The organism is Methylophaga sulfidovorans, assembly GCF_900114205.1.
Classification (GTDB): Bacteria; Pseudomonadota; Gammaproteobacteria; order Nitrosococcales; family Methylophagaceae; genus Methylophaga; species Methylophaga sulfidovorans.
The window spans coordinates 168,953-189,871 of the sequence record NZ_FOSH01000001.1 but is presented as its reverse complement, the minus strand read 5'-3'; the positions used below and the strand labels follow the sequence as shown (position 1 = coordinate 189,871).

The 20,919-nt window shown below is 43.1% G+C and carries 25 protein-coding genes; 5 read left to right on the top strand and 20 right to left on the bottom strand.

Annotation, left to right across the window (positions count from 1 at the left end; translation table 11 throughout):
- Nucleotides 1–8: 8 nt before the first annotated feature.
- The 9 genes from lptB to BM232_RS00925 all read right to left on the bottom strand — a co-directional run bounded on the left by lptB (nucleotide 9) and on the right by BM232_RS00925 (nucleotide 7,438).
- Nucleotides 9–734 carry an LPS export ABC transporter ATP-binding protein gene (gene lptB, locus BM232_RS00965; protein WP_091711317.1) on the bottom strand — a complete coding sequence of 242 codons (726 nt, stop codon included), beginning with the start codon at nucleotides 732–734 and terminating at the stop codon, nucleotides 9–11.
- Nucleotides 734–1,600 (bottom strand): lipopolysaccharide transport periplasmic protein LptA, encoded by an 867-nt coding sequence (gene lptA, locus BM232_RS00960; RefSeq protein ID WP_245752784.1) that lies wholly within the window; start codon nucleotides 1,598–1,600, stop codon nucleotides 734–736. The genes lptB and lptA overlap by 1 nt, the downstream gene beginning before the upstream one ends.
- Complete coding sequence (gene lptC, locus BM232_RS00955; RefSeq protein WP_245752783.1) at nucleotides 1,581–2,153, bottom strand: LPS export ABC transporter periplasmic protein LptC; 573 nt, start codon at nucleotides 2,151–2,153, stop codon at nucleotides 1,581–1,583. The genes lptA and lptC overlap by 20 nt, the downstream gene beginning before the upstream one ends.
- Nucleotides 2,137–2,658, bottom strand: a complete 522-nt coding sequence (gene kdsC, locus BM232_RS00950; protein WP_091711316.1) for a 3-deoxy-manno-octulosonate-8-phosphatase KdsC — start codon at nucleotides 2,656–2,658, stop codon at nucleotides 2,137–2,139. Before kdsC ends, lptC begins: the two co-directional genes overlap by 17 nt.
- 9 nt (nucleotides 2,659–2,667) lie before the next feature.
- Nucleotides 2,668–3,642 carry a KpsF/GutQ family sugar-phosphate isomerase gene (locus BM232_RS00945; RefSeq protein ID WP_091711315.1) on the bottom strand — a complete coding sequence of 325 codons (975 nt, stop codon included), beginning with the start codon at nucleotides 3,640–3,642 and terminating at the stop codon, nucleotides 2,668–2,670.
- Nucleotides 3,643–3,644: 2 nt separating this feature from the next.
- A complete protein-coding gene (locus BM232_RS00940; RefSeq protein WP_091711314.1) occupies nucleotides 3,645–4,631 on the bottom strand; it encodes a calcium/sodium antiporter in 987 nt (328 codons plus the stop codon).
- A 97-nt stretch (nucleotides 4,632–4,728) separates the two neighbouring features.
- Nucleotides 4,729–5,454 carry an MlaA family lipoprotein gene (locus BM232_RS00935; protein WP_091711313.1) on the bottom strand — a complete coding sequence of 242 codons (726 nt, stop codon included), beginning with the start codon at nucleotides 5,452–5,454 and terminating at the stop codon, nucleotides 4,729–4,731.
- A 137-nt stretch (nucleotides 5,455–5,591) separates the two neighbouring features.
- A complete protein-coding gene (locus tag BM232_RS00930) occupies nucleotides 5,592–6,644 on the bottom strand; it encodes a glycosyltransferase family 4 protein (protein WP_091711312.1) in 1,053 nt (350 codons plus the stop codon).
- A complete protein-coding gene (locus tag BM232_RS00925; RefSeq protein WP_091711311.1) occupies nucleotides 6,644–7,438 on the bottom strand; it encodes a UDP-2,3-diacylglucosamine diphosphatase in 795 nt (264 codons plus the stop codon). Before BM232_RS00925 ends, BM232_RS00930 begins: the two co-directional genes overlap by 1 nt.
- A gap of 143 nt (nucleotides 7,439–7,581) precedes the next feature.
- Between BM232_RS00925 and prlC the strand changes: the two genes are divergently transcribed.
- Nucleotides 7,582–9,621, top strand: coding sequence for an oligopeptidase A (prlC, locus tag BM232_RS00920; protein WP_091711310.1), 2,040 nt, complete (start codon nucleotides 7,582–7,584; stop codon nucleotides 9,619–9,621).
- 53 nt (nucleotides 9,622–9,674) lie between these two features.
- On the opposite strand, the gene BM232_RS00915 is transcribed toward prlC, so the two are convergent.
- The 5 genes from BM232_RS00915 to BM232_RS00895 form a co-directional block, all read right to left on the bottom strand.
- Nucleotides 9,675–10,091 carry a hypothetical protein gene (locus tag BM232_RS00915; RefSeq protein ID WP_091711309.1) on the bottom strand — a complete coding sequence of 139 codons (417 nt, stop codon included), beginning with the start codon at nucleotides 10,089–10,091 and terminating at the stop codon, nucleotides 9,675–9,677.
- 221 nt (nucleotides 10,092–10,312) lie between these two features.
- Entirely contained in the window at nucleotides 10,313–10,750 is a 438-nt protein-coding gene (locus tag BM232_RS00910) for a helix-turn-helix domain-containing protein (RefSeq protein WP_091711308.1), read from the bottom strand.
- A gap of 175 nt (nucleotides 10,751–10,925) precedes the next feature.
- Nucleotides 10,926–11,192, bottom strand: a complete 267-nt coding sequence (locus tag BM232_RS00905) for a DksA/TraR family C4-type zinc finger protein (RefSeq protein WP_091711307.1) — start codon at nucleotides 11,190–11,192, stop codon at nucleotides 10,926–10,928.
- Nucleotides 11,193–11,388: 196 nt separating this feature from the next.
- Nucleotides 11,389–12,060, bottom strand: a complete 672-nt coding sequence (locus BM232_RS00900) for a Bax inhibitor-1/YccA family protein (RefSeq protein ID WP_091711306.1) — start codon at nucleotides 12,058–12,060, stop codon at nucleotides 11,389–11,391.
- Nucleotides 12,061–12,080: 20 nt separating this feature from the next.
- Complete coding sequence (locus BM232_RS00895; protein WP_177207230.1) at nucleotides 12,081–12,428, bottom strand: HPF/RaiA family ribosome-associated protein; 348 nt, start codon at nucleotides 12,426–12,428, stop codon at nucleotides 12,081–12,083.
- Between the two features lie 104 nt (nucleotides 12,429–12,532).
- Here BM232_RS00895 and nhaR point away from each other — a divergent pair, with 104 nt between their 5' ends.
- Both nhaR and ubiD read left to right on the top strand, forming a co-directional pair.
- Nucleotides 12,533–13,426 (top strand): transcriptional activator NhaR, encoded by an 894-nt coding sequence (nhaR, locus tag BM232_RS00890; RefSeq protein ID WP_091711304.1) that lies wholly within the window; start codon nucleotides 12,533–12,535, stop codon nucleotides 13,424–13,426.
- A gap of 147 nt (nucleotides 13,427–13,573) precedes the next feature.
- Nucleotides 13,574–15,046 (top strand): 4-hydroxy-3-polyprenylbenzoate decarboxylase, encoded by a 1,473-nt coding sequence (gene ubiD / locus BM232_RS00885; protein WP_091711303.1) that lies wholly within the window; start codon nucleotides 13,574–13,576, stop codon nucleotides 15,044–15,046.
- Between the two features lie 2 nt (nucleotides 15,047–15,048).
- Here ubiD and BM232_RS00880 read toward each other — a convergent pair whose 3' ends face one another.
- From BM232_RS00880 to moaD, 3 genes are read right to left on the bottom strand one after another with little or no spacing between them, the layout of a single operon-like run.
- Nucleotides 15,049–15,444: an MAPEG family protein gene (locus BM232_RS00880; RefSeq protein WP_091711302.1), complete on the bottom strand. Its 396-nt coding sequence runs from the start codon at nucleotides 15,442–15,444 to the stop codon at nucleotides 15,049–15,051.
- A gap of 16 nt (nucleotides 15,445–15,460) precedes the next feature.
- Nucleotides 15,461–15,898, bottom strand: coding sequence for a molybdenum cofactor biosynthesis protein MoaE (locus BM232_RS00875; protein ID WP_091711301.1), 438 nt, complete (start codon nucleotides 15,896–15,898; stop codon nucleotides 15,461–15,463).
- Nucleotide 15,899: 1 nt separating this feature from the next.
- Nucleotides 15,900–16,127 (bottom strand): molybdopterin converting factor subunit 1, encoded by a 228-nt coding sequence (moaD, locus tag BM232_RS00870; RefSeq protein ID WP_091711397.1) that lies wholly within the window; start codon nucleotides 16,125–16,127, stop codon nucleotides 15,900–15,902.
- Between the two features lie 47 nt (nucleotides 16,128–16,174).
- Here moaD and moaC point away from each other — a divergent pair, with 47 nt between their 5' ends.
- Nucleotides 16,175–16,651 carry a cyclic pyranopterin monophosphate synthase MoaC gene (moaC, locus tag BM232_RS00865; protein ID WP_091711300.1) on the top strand — a complete coding sequence of 159 codons (477 nt, stop codon included), beginning with the start codon at nucleotides 16,175–16,177 and terminating at the stop codon, nucleotides 16,649–16,651.
- On the opposite strand, the gene BM232_RS00860 is transcribed toward moaC, so the two are convergent.
- Complete coding sequence (locus tag BM232_RS00860; protein WP_091711299.1) at nucleotides 16,648–17,718, bottom strand: substrate-binding domain-containing protein; 1,071 nt, start codon at nucleotides 17,716–17,718, stop codon at nucleotides 16,648–16,650. The two genes, moaC and BM232_RS00860, sit on opposite strands and share 4 nt — an antisense overlap.
- A gap of 125 nt (nucleotides 17,719–17,843) precedes the next feature.
- Between BM232_RS00860 and BM232_RS00855 the strand changes: the two genes are divergently transcribed.
- Entirely contained in the window at nucleotides 17,844–19,184 is a 1,341-nt protein-coding gene (locus BM232_RS00855) for an OprO/OprP family phosphate-selective porin (RefSeq protein ID WP_091711298.1), read from the top strand.
- A gap of 50 nt (nucleotides 19,185–19,234) precedes the next feature.
- Here BM232_RS00855 and BM232_RS00850 read toward each other — a convergent pair whose 3' ends face one another.
- Together BM232_RS00850 and BM232_RS00845 are read right to left on the bottom strand one after the other, a co-directional pair.
- Nucleotides 19,235–19,639, bottom strand: coding sequence for a c-type cytochrome (locus BM232_RS00850; RefSeq protein ID WP_177207229.1), 405 nt, complete (start codon nucleotides 19,637–19,639; stop codon nucleotides 19,235–19,237).
- A 138-nt stretch (nucleotides 19,640–19,777) separates the two neighbouring features.
- On the bottom strand, nucleotides 19,778–20,833 hold the full coding sequence (locus tag BM232_RS00845; RefSeq protein WP_091711296.1) for a DUF2333 family protein: 1,056 nt from the start codon (nucleotides 20,831–20,833) through the stop codon (nucleotides 19,778–19,780).
- Between the last annotated feature and the right edge of the window lie 86 nt (nucleotides 20,834–20,919).

Genomic DNA, 20,919 nt, shown 5'->3' with positions numbered 1-20,919 from the left:
TAGTAATCTCACATTCTGAAATCGCGACCCAGATAGACACTTAGCACATTTTTGTCTTTAAGAATGTCTTCAGGCGTGCCACGGGCAATTACCTCACCTTCGTTGAAGATATAAGCTCGTTGGCAAACTTTAAGTGTTTCTCTGACATTATGATCGGTGATTAAAATACCGATCCCTCGTGCTGCCAATTCTTGAATGATGCCTTGAATATCCAGTACTGAAATCGGATCCACGCCTGCAAAAGGTTCATCTAATAAAATAAACTGAGGATCCATAGCAAGTGCACGGGCAATTTCTACGCGTCTTCGCTCTCCACCTGATAAAGCCATTCCTTTTGAATGGCGAATATGTTCAATATGGAAGTCTTTTAGTAATTGTTCGAGTAGTTGTCGTTTGGAGAGATCATTCAGTTCAGTACGGGTTTCAATGATGCCGTAAAGATTATCTTCCACACTGAGTTTACGAAAAACCGAGGCTTCCTGCGGTAAATAACCAATACCCAGTTTAGCCCGATCATGGATGGCATAATGAGTAAGTTCTTGTTGATCCAGATAAATAAAACCATGATCAACGGGTACTAAACCGACAATCATATAAAAGCTTGTCGTTTTGCCGGCACCATTGGGCCCTAACAAACCCACAATTTCACCACTATTAACGTCTAGTGATATATCTTTAACAACTTGCCTATCGCCATATTGCTTAGCAAGCTGATGGGCTGAAAGGATACTCATTAGTTATCAATCGCTTCTAGATAATAATCATTCACCCAACCAATCACGGTTTCCCCGTTGAGCATGCCTCTGACTTGAGCCCAGCCCTGTTGACGGCTTAAAACGATCACACGAAGATTTTGATCCAGCGTGCCGAGGCGTTGATAACCAGTTCCTGGACCAGTGCGCACATTTAAACGGCTGGTTGTAATAACTTCTGAATATTCCTTAACAGGCAATGGTGCGTCAGCTGCTGGTTTGGGTGTTGTTGGTGTGGCTTTTTCAGTCTCAACTGGTGCTTTAGCAGGGGCTACTACTTTAGGCGTCTCAGCCTGTTTAGGTTTCGGCTTGCTTGGCTTAGCTTTTTTCTGCTGTGTCATAGGTTGAATGATCATGTGGATACGACCGGAATCATGTGTTTCACCACCTACATTCACCGGTGCAGAGTTAGCACTGACAACATTTTTAGCGATGTCATATTCAATGCGGTTACCAATGAATTCATCGCCATTTTGCCAGACATGGCCTTCACCTATCAGGTAAATTTTTTGCTTATCTGCATAGTATTCCATACGAATAGCTTTCGCTTTTACCGGTGATTCGCCAGGTTTGTGAACTTGTTGATAGGTAGCCAGTTTCCCTACAGCAACGGCTTTGGTCAGTTGCTTATTTTCATTGTAGTAAAACGTGATGATATCACCTGTAATCTTTAATGTACCCTGAGTGAGGATGGCATCGCCTTTGTATTGGGTTACACCTTCCTGATCATCCATCTGAGCATGGTCGGCTTCAATATTAATCGGCTTTTCACGGTCACTCGGCAACGCCCAACTGATTGCTGGTAACATCAAACATACCGTTAATAACTTAGTTAGCAGGTGCATCATATTGTCCTTTCACCCTGGAATGCAGGTTAATGGTTTCATCATTCATATCTGCATGTAAACCTACTGACTCAGTATCGCCATTTGGTGTTTTGATGGTGACAGCATGGTCGGTATATGCAGTATTGTATTGTGTGTCTAAAGTTAACTTATCGGTCAGCATTTTAAATGCCGGATCATTCTCGTTAGTGATAATAACATTTCCTGTTAACAGGATAGTTTTGTTATCACCTTGGGTATGACCATGATCTGAGGTGATGACCCATGAGTCTTTACCCGGCTTTAGGAATTCTGCAACAGGATCAATGATTTCAGTACTATCATCCGCTGGGTAATGAGCCATTTCTTTGCCTTTGATGACCCTGGCTGGTGTGCCATTGATATCCATGATTGTCATCGTAAAATCTGTCATTGCGTAATCACTGCTGCGATGGATATCGTTTTTTTCAGCTTCTACAGCTTCGTTATCGCCGGACAATAGAAGCCATATACTCAGGATGGCTACCAGAGGCAATAATAAGCGTAGATAAAGTGGCAGATTAAAAATGGCGTTCAATTTGTTCTTGCAGGTTTCCCTGTCCTTCCATTATCAGCTCACATACTTCTCGGGCAGCGCCGTGACCACCTTTTGAGGTGGTAATAAAGTGAGCATGTTTTTTCACAATAGGATCAGCATCTTGTACAGCTATGGCAAGTCCCACGCGGCTCATAATTGATAAGTCTACCCAATCATCGCCAACATAGGCACATTCTTCCGGTGATAATTTAAGTTCTTTTATCAGCTGCTGGAACACTGGCAGTTTTACTCGTTGGCCCTGGTAAACATATTTAATACCTAAACTTTGCATTCGGTGTTCAACTGTACGGGATGTGCGGCCGGTAATAATGGCAATTTCAACACCTGTATATTGCAACAGTTTCATACCATGACCGTCGCGTGAATGGAAAGCTTTGTATTCTTCACCGTTATCACCAATGATGATCTGACCATTAGTTAATACACCATCAACATCGAATACGACGAGTTTTATCTTTTTTGCTTTTTCTAAAATATCTTGCATGAGTTTCTCTTAAACGACACCTGCCCGAAGAAGATCGTGCATATTGATAGCACCACACAATCGCTGCTCTTTATCGACTATCAGTAAGGCATTAATTTTAAACCGTTGCATTAATTCTAATGCTTCGGCAGCCAGCATTTCCGCTGTTCCCGTTTTACACTGTCGTGTCATAAAGGCTGCCAACTTTTCTGTGTGAATGTTTATTTCCTGAGATAACACGCGGCGTAAGTCACCATCGGTGAATACGCCCAAAATACGTTGTTTTTCATCGACCACTGCCGTCATACCGAGACCTTTGTTGGTCATTTCAATCAATGCTTCACTGATGAGAGCATGTTCATTGATTTCGGGGATGGCATCTCCTGTATGCATAATGTCAGAAACACGAAGCAATAAACGCCGGCCTAACAGGCCTCCTGGATGAGAGCGTGCAAAATCTTCAGCTGTAAAACCGCGAGTTTCCAGTAAAGCCACTGCCAGCGCATCTCCCATGACCAAAGCTGCTGTAGTGCTTGAGGTTGGGGCAAGGCCTAAGGGACAGGCCTCTCGCGCAACACTGACATCTATATGCGCGGTGGCACAGGTGGCTAATGTTGACTCAGGTCTGCCTGTCATGGCGATAAATGGAATGCCAAGACGTTTAATCAATGGCAGGATGGTTAGAATTTCACTGGTTTCACCGGAGTTAGACAAAGCAAGAACGACGTCTTTATTTGTAATCATTCCCAAGTCACCATGGCTGGCTTCACCGGGGTGAACGAAAAAAGCAGGGGTTCCTGTACTGGCAAGAGTTGCAGCTAATTTGCTGCCAATATGACCTGATTTCCCCATACCAATCACGACCACACGGCCCTGGCAGTTGAGCATAAACTCACAGGCTCGCATGAAATCTTCATTGATACGTTCATGTAATGCCTGAATAGCCTCAATTTCTGTATCAATAACAGCTTTGGCAAGTGTGCGGAGTTTCTCTTTATCGATCACGTTTAACTTAACCCTGGTGTGTTTTGATAAACAAGTAGACCATTGTATGCGACATAAACAAATAACATCAGTACACCGACGACACGGCCAATCCGTCCATTCTGGCTAAAACGGGCAAATAAGTAGAGCCCAACGGACAAACCAATCATGAATGGAATATCTCTGTACAGTAACATCGGGTCAATCTGCGATGGTGCAATCAATCCAGGCATGGCCAACACTGCGAGAATATTGAATATATTAGAACCCAGAATATTACCGACGGCGATATCATGTTCGTTTTTTAAGGCTGAAACAACGGAAGCTGCCAGTTCAGGCAAACTGGTACCAATTGCGACTACCGTCAGGCCAATGATTAAGTCACTAACCCCAAGTAAGTGAGCAATACCGGTTGCACCCCAGACCAGCGATTTAGAGCCGACTAACAAAGCGATAAGGCCAATCACAAAATAAAATGTCGCTTGTTTCGCCGTCATTTTATTGCTGCCGTATTCTGTTTCGAACTCGGCTTCCAGTGGATCTTGCTTGTTAGCGCCTTTGATGGCTAGCCAAGCCATACCCGCCAAGGTAAAAATAAATCCACTAAATAGGATGATGCCATCCATTCTGTTTAGGTCGCCATCAAGCATCAATACCAATGACAATGCCATGACAAATAATAAGACGGGGAACTCACGTTTTAATGTGTCTGAATGCACAGTCAGAGGGGCAATAAGTAGGGTAATAGCGAGTACCAGACCAATATTGGTGATGTTGGAGCCAATGGCATTACCAATACCTAAAGCCGGTGCACCGTCGATAGCCGCCAAAGCAGAAACCAACATTTCTGGTGCGGATGTACCAAAACCAACAATAGTGAGACCTACGATGAGAGGCGATACACCAAAATTGGTGGCAATATTTGCGGCTCCATCAACAAAACGATCTGCTCCCCAAATCAAAATCACGAACCCAGCAATAATGGCGGATATAAACAGAATGGTTGTCATGAGCTTCCATGTAGATTAAATGTTAATTCTAGATATGAAAAAGCCGGGATATACCCGGCTCATCATTATAAGGACTCGCTTGCGAATTGTCGTTAGATCATTCGTCAAACACATCGAAGTCATCATCGCTACTTGGTGGATGACCATCATAGACAAGATATTGACGATGCTGGAGATAAGCATCTCTCACATAGCTATATTCATCCGACGTTGCGGCTTCATCAAGTACTTTTTCAGCTTTTAGTAAATTGGCACGGGTATCAACTATGCGAACAGCGCGGAATGCATTACGAGCCCCTGGACCCTCTACATAGGTCATTGGATCTGTATAGTAGTCACCGATCATGCCAAATGAGTCACGCACAGTTCTTGGTCCAAAAAATGGCAGTACGACATAGGCACCAGGTTCTACACCCCACGCCCCCAGTGTTTGACCAAAATCTTCATTACCTTTGTAGTTACCACTGAGGCTGGCAACATCAAAAATACCCGCAACACCGACTGTTGTATTTAGTACAAAACGACCAGTATGGTCGGCCGCTTGTTTAAATTTAAATTGTAATAAATCGTTGATAATCACAGTGATATCGTTGAGGTTACTGAAAAAGTTGCTCACGCCTTGGCTAAGAGGGGCTGGCATAACTGTGTCATAACCCTTTGCAACAGGTTTTAGGATGGCTTTATCCACTGTATCGTTAAATTTGTACATTGCACGGTTGTAACCCTCAAGAGGGTCTTTGGGATTATTGCTTGTGGCACAGCCAGTGAGCAGCAATACTGTTGCCAAAAAACCGAGTTTGAAAACTGAGCTCAGGGTAGACATCGAATTATGATCCTTTAAATTTTATTCTTATCGACCCGAGAAATAATCGCACGCGGACTTATAGCAATGCAAGTCATCTGTTGCGTTTATGACATGGTATTGTGAACTAAGTGGCAAAAAAACAACACGGCTGATTTTTATAGGCACCAGAATGAGTGATTTGTTATATCAGTATCTTCCGACTTTCTGGTCTGCTGATTGTTAAACATGAAGTCTGAAAATACTTTTGTGCAGGCCATCCAGCTATGATTTTTTGCATATTCAATACAGCTATCAGCGGACAGTGTTAAAGCTTTTTTTGCTGCAGTTGCGAGATCGTCATCAAGAAATCCGGTAACGCCTTGTTGCACGATATCGGTCGGGCCAGTCACAGGATAAGCGGCTATGGGGACTCCGCAGGCCATAGCTTCCAGTAATACTAGTCCAAAAGTATCTGTCTTACTTGGGAAAACAAACACATCTGCTGCAGCGACATATGAGGCGAGTTCTTTGCCAAACTTGGCTCCGGTAAAAATAACATTAGGATATTTTTGCTGAAGGTGTTCCAGATCCGGACCATCACCCACCACTACCTTGCTACCGTCAATATCTAACTGCAGAAATGCCTCAATATTTTTCTCAATCGCCACGCGTCCCATATTCATAAAAACAGGGCCTTTTAAACCTAACTGTTTTGGATTATCAGGTGTGAAAATATCGGTATCTACACCGCGACCCCATACTTCAACATTCCTGAAACCATGAGAAATCAAACGTTGTTTTTGAGAGGCTGTTGGAACCAAGGTATGCACCGCTTTTCCATGAAAATATCGAAACCATGCATAACTCCAACTTAGCGGTATGGGTAGTCGTAACCGAACATATTCAGGAAACTGAGTATGGTAAGAAGTGGTGAATTGCACACCATTTTTAATACACCATCTTCTTGCCGCCATACCTAAAGGACCTTCCGTCGCGATATGAATGGCATTAGCCTGATATGAATCAAGCAGCTTACTGACTTTTCTGCTCGGAAATAATGACAGTGGGATGGTTGGATATGTTGGACAGGGGATAGTCTTAAACTGATCCGGTGTGATTAGATGAACATCGTGACCCAATTCAATTAAATGTTTACGGGTCTGCTTTAGGGTACGTACCACCCCATTGACCTGCGGTTCCCAGGCATCAGTGATGATGACGATTTTCATCAGGCAGCCTGAACGATGGCTTGTGGTTGTTCGATAATATCGGCCCAGTACAAAATTTCCATTTTGCCGTTAGGGTGCTCAACTAAAGCAGTACAGCTTTCTACCCAATCACCACAATTAAAGTAATCGATATTATTAATATGAGTGATTTCAGCGCGGTGGATATGGCCACAAACAACACCGTCAACACCTTGTTTAGCTGCTTCATGGGCCACAGCTTCTTCAAAATTACTAATGTATTGCACGGCATTTTTTACTTTATGTTTTAAGAATGCGGCTAACGACCAGTATGAAAACCCCATTTTACGGCGAACGTAATTTACTATCCGGTTAGCTCTTAATAAATAGTCATATAAACGTCCACCTAGCTTCGCCAGTAAGGGCGAAATCTTAACCACACTATCAAACTGGTCACCATGCAAGATGAGGAGTTTTTTGCCGTCTGCGGTGGTATGTACTATCTCGTTTTGAATTTCGATATTGCCAAATACAGCCCCGTCAAAATCACGCAATAACTCATCGTGATTGCCCGGTACATAAATCACTTTAGTATTGTGTTTGGCTTTACCTAGTAAGGTGCGGATAACATTATTATGTGCTTGTGGCCAAAACATACGTTTTTTCATTTCCCAGACGTCAACAATGTCACCGACGAGATATAAATAATCGCATTCGACCTTATGCAAAAAGTCGAGTAAAAAGTCAGCACTACAACCGCGAAAGCCCAGATGGATATCAGAAATCCAGACGCTGCGAACTTTTAACTTCTCTTTGTGACTCACTTGTGTTTGCATAATGTGTCGTTTCCTTAGTATTTTGAGGGCACACTAACGAATAAATATTGCAGCATGATGAAAATTTTGTTGCAGAATGATGACGATAACTTATTGAATTAATTGTCGTATCATTAAACACATAGACAAAAATGAGACGCCCAATGAGCAATCCATTATTAGAAAATTACCAATTACCGCCTTTCTCTGAGATTAAACCTGAGCATGTCGAGCCCGCTGTGACGCAAGCCATTAGTCAGGCGCGCCAGGCCGTAGATAAATTACTGACTCAAGTCAGCCATCCGACATGGGAAACCCTTGTGGAGCCGATGGAAGATATTGATGCATCGATTGATCGTGTCTGGTCACCGGTGAGTCATATGAATTCAGTGGTGAACTCTGATGAATTAAGGAAAGCCTACAATGCTTGTTTGCCTATGCTGAGTGAGTTCGGTACAGAGCTTGGTCAAAATGAAGACCTGTATCGCGCATATAAACAATTGGCTGATAGTGAAGCTTATCAATCACTGGATACTGCCCAGAAAAAAGTGATTGATAATGCCGTCAGAGATTTCCGTTTATCCGGGGTTGAACTAAATCAGGCCGATCGTGATGAATATAAAAACATCACGCAAAAACTGACCGAACTGAGCGCTAAGTTTGAAGAAAACCTGATGGATGCGACTCACGGTTGGAAAAAGCATATTACCGACAAAGAAATGTTATCTGGATTACCTGAATCGACCATTGCCATGGCAGAGCAATTTGCCAAACGTGATAATGTTGATGGCTGGGTATTTACGCTGGATTTCCCATCTTATATGCCGGTCATGTCTTATGCGGATAATCGTGAATTTCGTGAAGAAATGTACACCGCATTTGCGACCAAAGCCTCCGACCAGGGACCCAATGCCGGTCAGTGGGACAATACTCAGGTCATGGCCGATATTCTTAAGCTTCGTCATCGCTTAGCTAATTTACTCGGTTTTGCCAATCATGCAGAGCGTTCCTTAGCAACAAAAATGGCACAAAGCCCAGAACAGGTGATGGATTTCCTAAATGATCTGGCTGAGCGCAGTAAACCTATTGCGATTAAAGAATTTGAAGAGCTCAAAGCCTTTGCAAAAGAAACAGCCGACATGGATGAGCTACAAGCATGGGATGTCACTTACTTTGCCGAAAAATTACGGCAGCAACGCTATAGCATTTCTCAGGAAGAGCTAAAGCCATACTTTCCGGAAGATAAAGTCGTGAGCGGTTTGTTTGCTGTAGTTAATCGTTTATACGGTTTAGTTATCAGTGAACGTACTGATATCGATACCTGGCATAAAGATGTACGTTTCTTTGAAATCCGCGAATCTAACGGTAATTTACGTGGCCAGTTCTATCTCGACTTATATGCGCGTCAACACAAACGTGGCGGCGCATGGATGGATGAATGTCTGGTACGCCGGAAAACAGCAAAAGGGGTGCAAACTCCGGTGGCTTTCCTGACCTGTAATTTCTCAGAGCCTGTCGGTGACAAACCGGCCTTATTTACTCATGACGAAGTCACGACTTTGTTCCATGAGTTTGGTCATGGTCTGCATCATATGCTGACAAAAATTGATTATGCCGGTGTTTCAGGAATTAATGGGGTAGCTTGGGATGCTGTCGAGTTACCTAGTCAGTTTATGGAAAACTGGTGTTGGGAAAGAGAAGCCTTAGATCTGATTTCAGGTCATTATGAAACTGGTGAAAAACTGCCTGATGATCTCTATGAAAAAATGATCGCTGCCCGTAATTTCCAGTCAGCGATGATGATGGTTCGTCAGCTGGAGTTCTCTATTTTTGACTTCCGTCTACATCTTGAATTTGATCCTGAAGGTGGCAATCAAGTGGATAAAATTCTGGCCGAAGTACGAGAACAGGTGGCAGTGGTACAGCCGCCAAAATTTAATCGCTTTGCTCATAGCTTTGGCCACATCTTTGCTGGTGGTTATGCGGCTGGTTATTACAGCTATAAGTGGGCAGAAGTATTATCAGCTGATGCGTTTTCTAAATTTGAGGAAAAAGGTATCTTTGATCGTGAAACGGGGCTGGAGTTTTTGAATAATATTCTGGAGCAGGGCGGTTCAAAAGAGCCGATGGAATTATTCATTGCATTCCGTGGCCGAGAGCCTGAAATAGATGCTTTATTAAGGCATTCTGGTATTGCTGCATAACACTAAAAAAGGGCCGAAAGGCCCTTTTTTTATTCTAGTAAGTGTTGTGCTTATCAAGAATTGGCACAAATCTGAACGGTTTGTTGTGCAGATTGGATAATCGTCATCACTTCATCTTTAGAAATTTTGCCAGCATCAATATCTTTTTTGATTTCTTCGTTCAGTGCTTGCGTGGCTTGTGCGACATCACCGCCTTTTGCAACAGGCATAATCGCTTTTTCACGATATTTTTCAGGGAAGATGCCTAAGCCTTCCAACTGACATCCAGCCATTTTCTGTACATAAGCATCGGCTTCTCTTTTAATCGCCGCAGCACTCAGATCAGGTCTGTCCATACCGAGCTTTTTAATCACCATGGGACGGAGTTGCTCGCTGTAGTGCTTTTTGTAGGCCTCTTCATCCTGTACATCTACAGCAAGTGCCTGCTGTGCAAGAAAAAGCAAAGGGATTAAAACAAGGTATTTTTTCATTAGCTATTCTCTCTTCAATATTGATTATTTTTCGGCTATACACAGATCAGGCTGAACAATAAATGACATAGAGTCAACTTATATCTGAATGTCGGAGGCCAAGCTATATTGGTAATGAAAATCACATACCATGGTCATTAGCGTTCTTGAAAAGCAAACGTCCATGATTTGATTCACTTGTATTGGCTACTCCAAGATAAGCCCAGTGCCGAAAAATGCGATTATTTTTTGGCTTTCTTTTTATCTTTAGCTTTTTTCTTATCTTTTTTAGCGGACTTATCCTTTTTAGATTTTTTATCTTTATTTTTGCTTTTGTCAGCTTTGGATTTTTTCTTATCTTTGTTTTTGACTTTTTTAGGTTTCTCTTCAGTTAAGACGTCTGTTGTTTGTGTACTAGGTACAGACTTTTCAATTGAACTGGCAGGGAAGGCATCCATACCTAGTTGGCGAAATCGAGCAGCCCAATAACGCACCTGGCCGATAGTCAGTCCTGCTTGTGTTGCTGCCTGCATTTGGCTGGCACCGCTATGGAGAGAAAGCAACACATTAGCCCGAGCACTATAGTCATTAGTGGAAGCAGCTATCGTCTTACAGCGTTTAACCTGGGCCGGGGTGAGTAATTTCTTGCGGGGACTGCTTACCTGTTCTGTGCTTGTCATTGTCAACTCCATAAGGTGACTGAAAAAGAACTAAATAGCGCTGATATCAAAATATTATGATTATGCGTGAGGAGTGTGACAGTTTTGTGACAATTGAAATAGTAAGAAAAACTCAATGTTCACAGACATTAAAAAAGGGCCGGAGCCCCTTTTTATAAAGTAGCTGTGTTTGAACTCAGCGTAGTTGACTATCTTTGCTGCCCCGACGATTAAACATACCGGCTGCTTTATTTTCATTATCTATTTCCTGCTGGCATTTCACGCACAGGTAAACGCCGGGAATAGCTTTACGTCGACCTTCAGGAATTTCAGCATCACATTCCTCACAGTGCGTCAGACTTTCGCCTTGTGGTAAACGTGAACGAGCTTGCTGTATCGCATCATCAACACTGGCATCTATTTGATCTTGTACTGCCCCGTCTCGGGACCATCCTCCAGCCATAACAATCTCCAACGGACGGTAATCATAAATCTTATTCCATAGCTATATTGGGGTGGTTTGCTATATTTTTCAATCTAAATATGAGCTTGCAGATGTTCTAATTAGGAATGCAATAGAACGCATAAACGCTGAGTTATAGTTTTAAATAAAGATGAGGAGCAATTTTCGCCCCTCATCTCATCTCCCATAGTTCTCTTTAATCGTTGCTGCTCATTGCACCAAGTAGATGAAGTAAACTGGTAAATAAATTAAAGATGGATACATATAAAGTGACGGTTGCCATAATGTAGTTTGTTTCACCACCGTTAATAATATTACTGGTTTCGTATAAAATCAGACCAGCCATAAGTAGAACAAACATCGCTGATACAGCTAAGGATAAGCCTGGCATTTCGAAGAACATGGCTCCCAGAGCAGCGACAAAACCGACTAAAATGCCCACCATCAAGAAGCTGCCCATAAAGCTAAAATCTTTGCGGGTTTGTATTGCATAAACCGATAAACCGATAAACATGGCACCCGTAATACCCATGGCATTCATTACGATTTGTCCACCATTTGGCAGTGATAAGTAGCTACTCAAAATTGGACCTAAGGTGAATCCCATAAAGCCTGTTAGAGCAAAAACTGAGACTAAACCAGCCGTGCTATTACGAAACTTATGCGTTAAAAATAGTAAGCCAAAATATCCGACTAAAGTCAGAATCATGCCGGGATGGGGCAAATTAAGACTCATCGATATGCCAGCCGTTAATGCGCTAAATAACAGCGTCATCGATAGCAACAGATAGGTATTACGAATGACCTTATTAGTTGCTAAAGTGGCAAGCTGTTGTTGGCTGGAATAAAGCTTATTAGTTGTGTCCATCATCTTTTCCTTTAGTAAATCTAAGCCGTTATATGACGGCGTAAAGGTTGACTATGTCTAGCTTTTAACTTTTTTCGAGAGAGTTTACGAGTCACCACGGTGTTTACTCTATCGGAGGCCTTGTTAATCGCTGCGTACATATCATTTTCTGTATCTTCGATAATTACATCCGGCATACCAGGTAACACCACTTGAATATGACAGAGTTTATCTTCGCCACCTTTTGGCCCATTAATATCTGATAAACGTATTACAACTCGGCGTAGACGATCCTGACAGCCAGAGAGAGATATCTTGAGTTTTTTTTCAACATACTTTTTCAGAGATGCTGTTAATTTAAATGACCGTGCTTGGATATCAATTTGCATGATGTTCTCCTTTTGAAAGTCATGCTCGTATATTAATGTCATTAGATATGTAATAAAATTCGAATTTTATTGGTGGATAGTTCGTAAAATACGAAGGGTTGTTCATGATGAATTACAAGCATCTGCATTATTTCTGGACAGTGGCTAAAGAAGGGAGTGTGACCAAGGCTAGCCAAAGACTACATTTAACCCCCCAAACTATTAGTGGGCAGTTGAGCCTGTTAGAAGAATATTACAGTGTGAAACTGTTTAATAAGGTGGGTCGAAGCCTAGAATTATCAGAGGTGGGAAATCAAGTGATGAGTTATGCGGATGAGATCTTCTCACTTGGAAATGAGCTAGAGCAGATGTTGCTGGATCTACCCGCTGTTCGCCCTCAATTATTAAAAGTAGGTATTGTTGATGTTTTAGCAAAATCAATTACCCATCAAATTTTATTGCCCGCTCTAACTGATGAACAATCTATAAGGTTGGATTGTCGAGAAGCTGATCTAGATAGTTTATTAGCCGAGTTAACCTTACATCGTTTAGATTTAGTTATTGCAGACCGTGCCATTCCTGAAACGGTAAGCATGAGAGGTGTTAGCCATAAACTCGGACAGTCCTCGATGAGTTTCTTTGCAACACCTGAGTTGAAAGCGCAGCTTAAAGGTCCTTTCCCCGAATGTTTGAATAATGCACCAATGTTGTTGCCAAACACACATAATGAATTGAGTTCACATATTGAGCAATGGTTGACAAAGCACCATATAAAACCGCGTATTATTGCCGAATTCGATGATAGTGCTTTGATGAAAGCTTTTGGTCAGGAAGGTGTTGGCGTTTTTAACGCGCCTTCGGTTATTGAACATGAGGTTGAGCAAGAAAATAATGTAATTGCGATTGGTAAAACAGATGAAATTATAGAAGAGTTTTATGCTATTTATGTCGAAAAAAGAGTCAACCCGCCTATCCTGAAAGAGCTTATTAAAAGAGCCAGTAATGCGCTATTTGCTTAAGACAATGATAGAAATCAACGGTCAAAATGACAAAGACAAACCCTTCAATCAGCCAATCAACCCTCTTGAGTGCTAAAGTAAGAAGTAGATTTGCTATTACAGAATACTGTCTGTTCTCACATTTTTAACTGAGCCCCTATATAACAAATGAAATACACCGATTTACGTGACTTTATTAATGGCCTGGAGCAACAGGGTGAATTAAAACGGATTAAAACAGAGGTCGATCCTGCGTTGGAGATGACGGAAATTGCTGACCGCGTGTTACGTGCTGGTGGTCCGGCATTACTGTTTGAAAATCCAAAAGGATCAAACGTACCTGCGTTACTGAACCTGTTTGGCACACCCAGACGTGTAGCAATGGGGATGGGCGAAGATACTGTTGAGGCCTTACGTGAAATCGGTAAATTACTCGCTTTTCTGAAAGAACCTGAACCGCCCAAAGGCATGAAGGACGCATGGGAGAAACTCCCCATCTTTAAAAAAGTGCTGACCATGTCACCTAAGGTAGTCAAAAAAGCGGCCTGTCAGGAACAGGTGCTAGAAGGTGATGATATTGATTTGGCTAAGTATCCAATCCAACTATGTTGGCCAGAAGATGCTGCGCCTTTAATCACCTGGGGACTGGTAGTAACCAAAGGTCCGCACAAAGAACGGCAGAATCTGGGGATTTATCGCCAGCAAGTCATCGGTAAAAATCGGGTGATTATGCGTTGGTTATCACATCGTGGTGGTGCTCTGGATTTTAAAGAATGGCAGCAGACGCACCCAGGTCAGCCATTTCCTATCAGCGTAGTGTTGGGCTGTGATCCTGCCACCATTTTAGGGGCGGTGACGCCTGTACCTGATACTTTGTCTGAATATGCGTTTGCGGGATTATTACGCGGTAGCAAAACCGAATTAGTGAAATGTATGGGTAACGACTTACAGGTGCCAGCTAACGCAGAAATCGTGCTTGAAGGTTTTATTTATCCAGACGATATGGCACCGGAAGGGCCGTATGGTGATCACACTGGCTATTATAATGAAGTCGATACATTTCCTGTGTTTACTATCGAACGAATTACACAACGCCAGAATCCGATTTACCACAGTACCTATACTGGTCGCCCACCAGACGAACCGGCAATTCTTGGTGTTGCCTTAAATGAAGTGTTTGTGCCGATATTACAAAAACAATTTCCAGAAATTGTCGACTTCTACTTACCACCAGAAGGCTGTTCTTATCGAATGGCAGTGGTCAGTATGAAAAAGCAGTATCCGGGTCATGCTAAACGCGTGATGATGGGGGTATGGTCATTTCTGCGCCAGTTTATGTATACCAAATTTGTGATTGTAGTGGATGATGATGTCAACGTACGTGACTGGAAAGATGTGATTTGGGCTATCACTACTCGTATGGATCCTGCGCGGGATACCACGCTGGTGGAAAATACGCCGATTGATTACTTAGACTTTGCTTCGCCGGTCTCGGGACTGGGTTCGAAAATGGGCATGGATGCCACCAATAAACTCCCGGGTGAAACCGATAGAGAATGGGGACGGCCGATTGTACGTGATGCTGAGGTCGTCAAGCGCATTGATGCTATCTGGGATGAGCTGGGTTTGGACAGTAATTAACGTCAATTGAGCGGCATTAAATAGGCTAAAGCAAAATAGACAATATTTAATATGGATAAAGCAATAATCAGGTAAAGCGTGATTTTCATTCCGAGAACACGCTTTTTCAGATCATTGTTTTTAATACCAATTGCATGGATGATTCTGCCGGTCAGTAATGTGATGCCGGCAAGATGAATTATCCAGTTATAGACAACAATATTTTCCAACAGAAACATCAAAATTAAGGTGATAGGAATATATTCAGTGGCATTACCTTGAGCACGAATGGCTGCTTGTAATTCTTCATCACCACCATCGCCTAATCTAATTTTACGTTGACGACGGACTGCGATAACGCCGAGGGATAGTTTGACAATCAGTAAGGCGCAGAGGCTGGCATAGAGTGCAGTAATCATGTGACTATCCTTGAGATTAATGTCCGTCGGTATTGCCGCTAACCCAATGTCCGCCGTCGTCTGTAAACTCTTTTTTCCAGAACGGCGCTTTGTATTTTAATTCTTCAATTAACCAGTCACAGGCATCCAGTGCGGCACGACGATGGGCTGACCAGCAGGCAATGACGACAATTGCATCGCCTGGGTGTACTTCACCGACACGATGAACTATCAGGCAGTTTAGTAGTGGCCATCTTTGCCGGGCGGTATCTTCTAATTTTTCCAGGTAGCGGGAAGTCATCGCTGGGTAATGCTCGAGCACCATCTTTTTTATATCAGTACGATCACTAAAGTCCCGCATAGAACCGATGAAACTAGCCGTCGCACCATACTGACCCTCTATGTTTTGCGCTGCTTGTTGCTCAGCGATGAGCTGCCATGGTTCGATGAGACTGTCACTTACCCAACTGGCCATATTAACCTCCGGTTACCGGCGGAAAAAAGGCGACTTCATCACCATCTTGTAATGGTGTGTCGAGTTTTGCGTAGTCCAAATTGATAGCGACAAGCAGATTATCAGGCACAGGTTTATTTTGGGTAGCCTGGTTCCAGGCATCCTGAGCAGTAGTAGCCGCAGTCAGTTCCATATCGGATTGACCGAGTTTTTCTCGAAGGCTGGCAAAAAATTTGACTTGAATACTCATCTGGTTGATCGTTTCAGCTAATTTAAAGTTAGAGGATAACATTTGCGATGACGGATTTGACCCATTTTAATCAAGCAGGTGAAGCACATATGGTTGATGTAGGCGCTAAAGCCACAACAGACCGCGTTGCGATTGCTGAGGGCACAATCGTTATGTTACCTGAGACATTTAAATTAGTAGAACAGGGCGGGCATAAAAAAGGCGATGTTTTAGGAATCGCCCGTATTGCCGGCATTATGGCAGCGAAAAAAACGGCAGATTTAGTGCCATTGTGTCATCCATTAGCACTCAGTAAGGTATCCGTTGATTTTGAGTTAGATAGCAACAGCTCATCTATACAATGCCGGGCAACAGTGGGTACTAGTGGCCAAACCGGGGTGGAAATGGAAGCACTGACTGCTGTACAAGTTACCCTGCTGACCATTTACGATATGTGTAAAGCCGTTGATAAAGGGATGACCATGAATAATATTCGTCTGCTGGAAAAGTCCGGTGGTAAAAGCGGGCATTGGCAGCGAGCTTAAGCGAATATTTCGTCAAAACTCACAAGCTGGCCAGAACGTGCTGTGTCATAGCCTTTATAATCTTTCACTTTTCGATAAAAAGCATTACTTTTTAATAAGCTTATAATTGCCTGTACCCGCGGGTCATCTACTAATAATTGTGGTACAGCCAAACAGTAGTGTTCCCATACCAAGGGAATAAATTCCAGATTGAACTTATCTGCAATAGGGGCGATTCCAAACCCTATATCAGCAGCGCCACTTGCCACCATGGCAGCAACGGCCATATGTGTGAACTCTTCATGTGAGTAGCCTTTAATATCATCACTGGAGATATTGTGCGCTGCGATAAGTTGATCAAATAAAGTTCGGGTGGCGGAGCCCATTTGTCGGTTGATAAAGGTGACACCCTCCTCGGTAAGTGAGCTGAGATCGCTAATCTGTTTGGGATTATCCTTGGGGACCATCAACCCTTGATTTCGTCGAACCACATAAATCAATTGATGTTGTTTCTCATCAAGCAGTTTTAGATAGTCGGTCATTAAATGACGTCGTAACTCACCGATGGGCAGATGGAAACCCGCAATATGACAGTCACCAGCCTTTAGTGCTTTCAGGCTTTCCTGGCTGCCATGAAAATGTAAATCCAATAAAAAGTCAGACTGCTGATCAATTAATTCCTTGAGTGCGCCCACTGCCAGACCATGACTGGTAAAAATTTTAAATGTATCGCGTGGGCTATGATCCAAAATGGCTTCAAATTCACGCTTTAACTCAGTGGAAAAGTTATCCAGTTCTGGAGAAAATGAGGCACTTAGATGCCGGTTGGCATGCATTAACTTTTCTCCGACTACAGCCAGTCTTGCACCACGGCCACGCTCTAGAATAACCAAGGGCTGCCCAAGTAGAGCTTCCCACTTATTCAACAAACCCCAGGCGAAACGATAGGAAACCCCCAGCTTGTCAGTGGCTTGTTTTAAAGAACCTTCCTGCTGAATGGCTTCGAGCATTTGAAACAGAATGTCATCAATATGATGCGGTTTTCCGTGTTGAGTCAGTTGCCAGTGGAAATCAATTTTAATTTCCATTAATCACATCGGCTAATTGTTGTAATAAAACTGTCATGATAAACGCCTTTTAACCGTTAACTAGGATTACAAGCTGTTTTTGCAGCTATGTAATGCTTCTTAGCAATTCAGACAAGGAGAACAACATGATAATAAAAAGAAGCCTGTTGGCCGCGAGTATTCTGGCTGCATTATCGGGTCCTGCTTATGCGGGGTCTGAAATTGAAACTCTCATTAATATGCTGCATGAAAACGGTATGGTCAATGATGACCAGTATGGTCGACTTATGGCGGAATTAAAACAAAATCAGGCTCAGGCACAAGAAGAAAAACAACAAGTCGATGCCAAACTCGCCGAAGCTACCAAACCCTCCGATGTTGAAGTGACCGTCAAAGGCGGAATTGGTGTTAAAACCCGTGACGGCAAGTTTGAGAGTAAGTTAGGTGGTCGCTTACAGGCTGATGCGGCTACATACAGTGGTCAACCGGAAATGGGTGATGGTTCAGAATTCCGCCGCGCAAGGATTTCTTATTCCGGCACAATGTATAACGTCTGGGATTTTAAGCTCGAATATGACTTTGCCAGTACAGGTTCAAATGGCAAAGGTATTACCGATGCTTACCTCGCTTATACAGGGTTTGAGCCAATGGATATCACCGTCGGTAATTTTAAAACACCGTTCAGTTTGGATTATTTGACCAGTGCAAATAACACGTTGTTTATGGAACGTGCGCTGCCTAATGCTTTTTCTTCAGGAAGAAAAATGGGGATTATGGCGAGTAATGCAACAACACACTGGTCCTGGGCGACAGGAATATTCGGTGATTCCATCAATAATAAAGGTGGCCAAGATGATGAAGGCTGGGGGGCAACCGCTCGAGGCACTTGGGCACCGATTAACGACGGTGTACATTTTGTTCATTTAGGGTTGGGTCTTAACTACCGTGACACTGGAGATAGTGGGAAAGTGGGCTTCGACAGTGAAGCCGAATCACATGTATCAGGTGTAAGCATCATTGATACTGGAGATATTACTTCGGTAGCAGACTATTACAATATTGGTGCCGAAATCGCAGCTGGTCATGGTCCCTATTCTGTTCAAGGGGAGTACATCACGACAAAGGTTAACCGTAATAACGGTAAAGATGCGGACTTTGATGGCTGGTATCTGCAAGCTGGTTATATCCTGACCGGAGAGACACGCCAATACAAAAATGGTGTTATGGGCGGTGTGAAACCAAGCTCAATCGTCGGTGATGGTGGTTATGGTGCATGGGAGTTGGCGTTACGCTATAGCTCACTTGATTTGAGTGATGCCGGTATTGATGGTGAGGAAGCCGATGCCATGACGTATGGTGTTAACTGGTACCCAACACCCACATTACGTTTCTCTGCTAACTATGTAGATGTGCTGGAAGTCGATGGCGGGCCAAATGATAATGATGAACCCTCTGTATTTCAGGTTCGGAGCCAATGGGCTTTCTAAAATAGGATAAATATTGAGGGCTGTTTACAGCCCTCAATATATTTCTGATTTTACTTGGCTTTTTTAGGTTTTACTTCGCCAATCGCGCCATCTGCCCGGGCTTTGAGATAGTTATAAATATCTTCTCTGCCTTTCATGACTTTTGGATTTGATGACCAGGCCGGCATACTACCGATGGTGCCTGTTTTTCCGTGCTCTACGGTATTGAAAAACTCTTCTTTCGAAATAACATGCAGGCTTTCAGCCAAATTGGGTCCTACCATGCCTTGACCGTAGGTGCCATGACAGCGTGCGCAGAAATTTCTGAAAAGTTTGAAGCCAGCATAACTCGCCGCATCAAGCTCATTGCCATTAGTGACAGTATAAGGTTTGTCATCAGCAAAAACGGATGTGGCTGACATAAGTACCAGCGCTACTGACATCACAGCTGGTTTAATTGATTTGCGTTGAAACATTATTTACATCTCCATTCAATCTGAACTCCCAGCCCCTTATACGGGGACTGGATAATTCAATAATAGGATGTTGTATCGATGTATGGTTGGGTGATTTGCCTTATTCTGCAGGTTAAATGCCTTACTTTTTTTGGGAGTTTATCCTCTGTTTAATAAATCTCTTAAATCAATCAAGGCGGCATTGGCTCGAGAAACATAAGAGGCCATTACTAATGAGTGATTAGCAAATAAGCCAAAGCCATTACCGTTCAAAATGACCGGACTTAATACTGGCTCTTGTGTGGCTTCGAGTTCGCGAATGATTTGACGCAAACTGACCAAGGCATTTTTCTTCCTTAAAACATCACTAAAGTCATACTCGACAGCTTTGAGTAGGTGAATCAGCGCATAGGTTGTCCCACGGGCTTCAAAAAAAACATCATCGATTTTATTCCATGGTGTTTTTGTGACCACTTCATCAGCTAGTGGTGTTGATTGTAATGCTTCGGCATCACCGGCTAAATCGGTATTAATTCGGACCTGACCGACACTGGCAGTTAAGCGTTGTGACAAGCTGCCAAGACGTTTTTCTGCTACGGACAACCACGCCACTAAGTTGTCGGCTCTGGCATAAAACTGGGCATCATCCTGATTACTGCTTAATCTGGCTAAGTAGGATTTAAGGGATTTAATGCCTGCGCGGTATTCACGTTCAGTGGGTGGGAATAACCAGGAGTTGGAATTAAAGTTAAACTGAGGTTCGGCGAGCGCCAAATCCTCATCTTCTCTTGATTGTGACTGTGAGCGACTGATGTCATTACGTAAGACACGAGAAAAATCACGAATCTGTACCAGAACACCGAACTCCCAACGCGGCATGTTGTCCATCCACACGGATGGTGGCATGACATCATTGCTTAAATAGCCACCGGGTTTATCCAGTAGTGTTTCAGCCAGTGTGATGAGCGTCGCTGTGGATGTATAGCCAGTAACCAGTTGTTGTTGCTGTTGCGATGCCATGATTCTGGCATTTTCAGTGGGGTCAAACTCGCTGGGAGCGATGCTCCACCACACCATCAGGATCACCATAATGGACGCGATCACACCTATGATGACGCCGGTGGTCTTAATGATACGTTGACGAGAGGTGGTATCGGCAAAATTGTCGCTGACTGACCAGCCGAAATCACGGATTTTATGTGTTAAGCGTTTCATTGACATCTCATATCTGAGTAAGTTGGAGTGTTATGTGACAGCTTATGCGCTATGAATGACTAAGACAATGGGGATGATGAAAGACA

What these genes read in the sequence shown, in the direction of transcription:
- BM232_RS00855 (WP_091711298.1), top strand. Translation starts at nt 17,844, where the DNA reads ATGATAATAAAAAGAAGCCTGTTGGCCGCGAGTATTCTGGCTGCATTA.
- BM232_RS00880 (WP_091711302.1), bottom strand. Translation starts at nt 15,444, where the DNA reads ATGATTACTGCACTCTATGCCAGCCTCTGCGCCTTACTGATTGTCAAA.
- BM232_RS00910 (WP_091711308.1), bottom strand. Translation starts at nt 10,750, where the DNA reads ATGACAAGCACAGAACAGGTAAGCAGTCCCCGCAAGAAATTACTCACC.
- kdsC (WP_091711316.1), bottom strand. Translation starts at nt 2,658, where the DNA reads ATGCAAGATATTTTAGAAAAAGCAAAAAAGATAAAACTCGTCGTATTC.
- BM232_RS00850 (WP_177207229.1), bottom strand. Translation starts at nt 19,639, where the DNA reads ATGTTTCAACGCAAATCAATTAAACCAGCTGTGATGTCAGTAGCGCTG.
- BM232_RS00875 (WP_091711301.1), bottom strand. Translation starts at nt 15,898, where the DNA reads ATGGCCAGTTGGGTAAGTGACAGTCTCATCGAACCATGGCAGCTCATC.
- BM232_RS00845 (WP_091711296.1), bottom strand. Translation starts at nt 20,833, where the DNA reads ATGAAACGCTTAACACATAAAATCCGTGATTTCGGCTGGTCAGTCAGC.
- BM232_RS00925 (WP_091711311.1), bottom strand. Translation starts at nt 7,438, where the DNA reads ATGCAAACACAAGTGAGTCACAAAGAGAAGTTAAAAGTTCGCAGCGTC.
- moaC (WP_091711300.1), top strand. Translation starts at nt 16,175, where the DNA reads ATGACGGATTTGACCCATTTTAATCAAGCAGGTGAAGCACATATGGTT.
- BM232_RS00915 (WP_091711309.1), bottom strand. Translation starts at nt 10,091, where the DNA reads ATGAAAAAATACCTTGTTTTAATCCCTTTGCTTTTTCTTGCACAGCAG.
- lptB (WP_091711317.1), bottom strand. Translation starts at nt 734, where the DNA reads ATGAGTATCCTTTCAGCCCATCAGCTTGCTAAGCAATATGGCGATAGG.
- moaD (WP_091711397.1), bottom strand. Translation starts at nt 16,127, where the DNA reads ATGAGTATTCAAGTCAAATTTTTTGCCAGCCTTCGAGAAAAACTCGGT.
- BM232_RS00935 (WP_091711313.1), bottom strand. Translation starts at nt 5,454, where the DNA reads ATGTCTACCCTGAGCTCAGTTTTCAAACTCGGTTTTTTGGCAACAGTA.
- BM232_RS00900 (WP_091711306.1), bottom strand. Translation starts at nt 12,060, where the DNA reads ATGGACACAACTAATAAGCTTTATTCCAGCCAACAACAGCTTGCCACT.
- nhaR (WP_091711304.1), top strand. Translation starts at nt 12,533, where the DNA reads ATGATGAATTACAAGCATCTGCATTATTTCTGGACAGTGGCTAAAGAA.
- BM232_RS00940 (WP_091711314.1), bottom strand. Translation starts at nt 4,631, where the DNA reads ATGACAACCATTCTGTTTATATCCGCCATTATTGCTGGGTTCGTGATT.
- prlC (WP_091711310.1), top strand. Translation starts at nt 7,582, where the DNA reads ATGAGCAATCCATTATTAGAAAATTACCAATTACCGCCTTTCTCTGAG.
- BM232_RS00930 (WP_091711312.1), bottom strand. Translation starts at nt 6,644, where the DNA reads ATGAAAATCGTCATCATCACTGATGCCTGGGAACCGCAGGTCAATGGG.
- ubiD (WP_091711303.1), top strand. Translation starts at nt 13,574, where the DNA reads ATGAAATACACCGATTTACGTGACTTTATTAATGGCCTGGAGCAACAG.
- BM232_RS00860 (WP_091711299.1), bottom strand. Translation starts at nt 17,718, where the DNA reads ATGGAAATTAAAATTGATTTCCACTGGCAACTGACTCAACACGGAAAA.
- lptA (WP_245752784.1), bottom strand. Translation starts at nt 1,600, where the DNA reads ATGATGCACCTGCTAACTAAGTTATTAACGGTATGTTTGATGTTACCA.
- BM232_RS00905 (WP_091711307.1), bottom strand. Translation starts at nt 11,192, where the DNA reads ATGGCTGGAGGATGGTCCCGAGACGGGGCAGTACAAGATCAAATAGAT.
- BM232_RS00895 (WP_177207230.1), bottom strand. Translation starts at nt 12,428, where the DNA reads ATGCAAATTGATATCCAAGCACGGTCATTTAAATTAACAGCATCTCTG.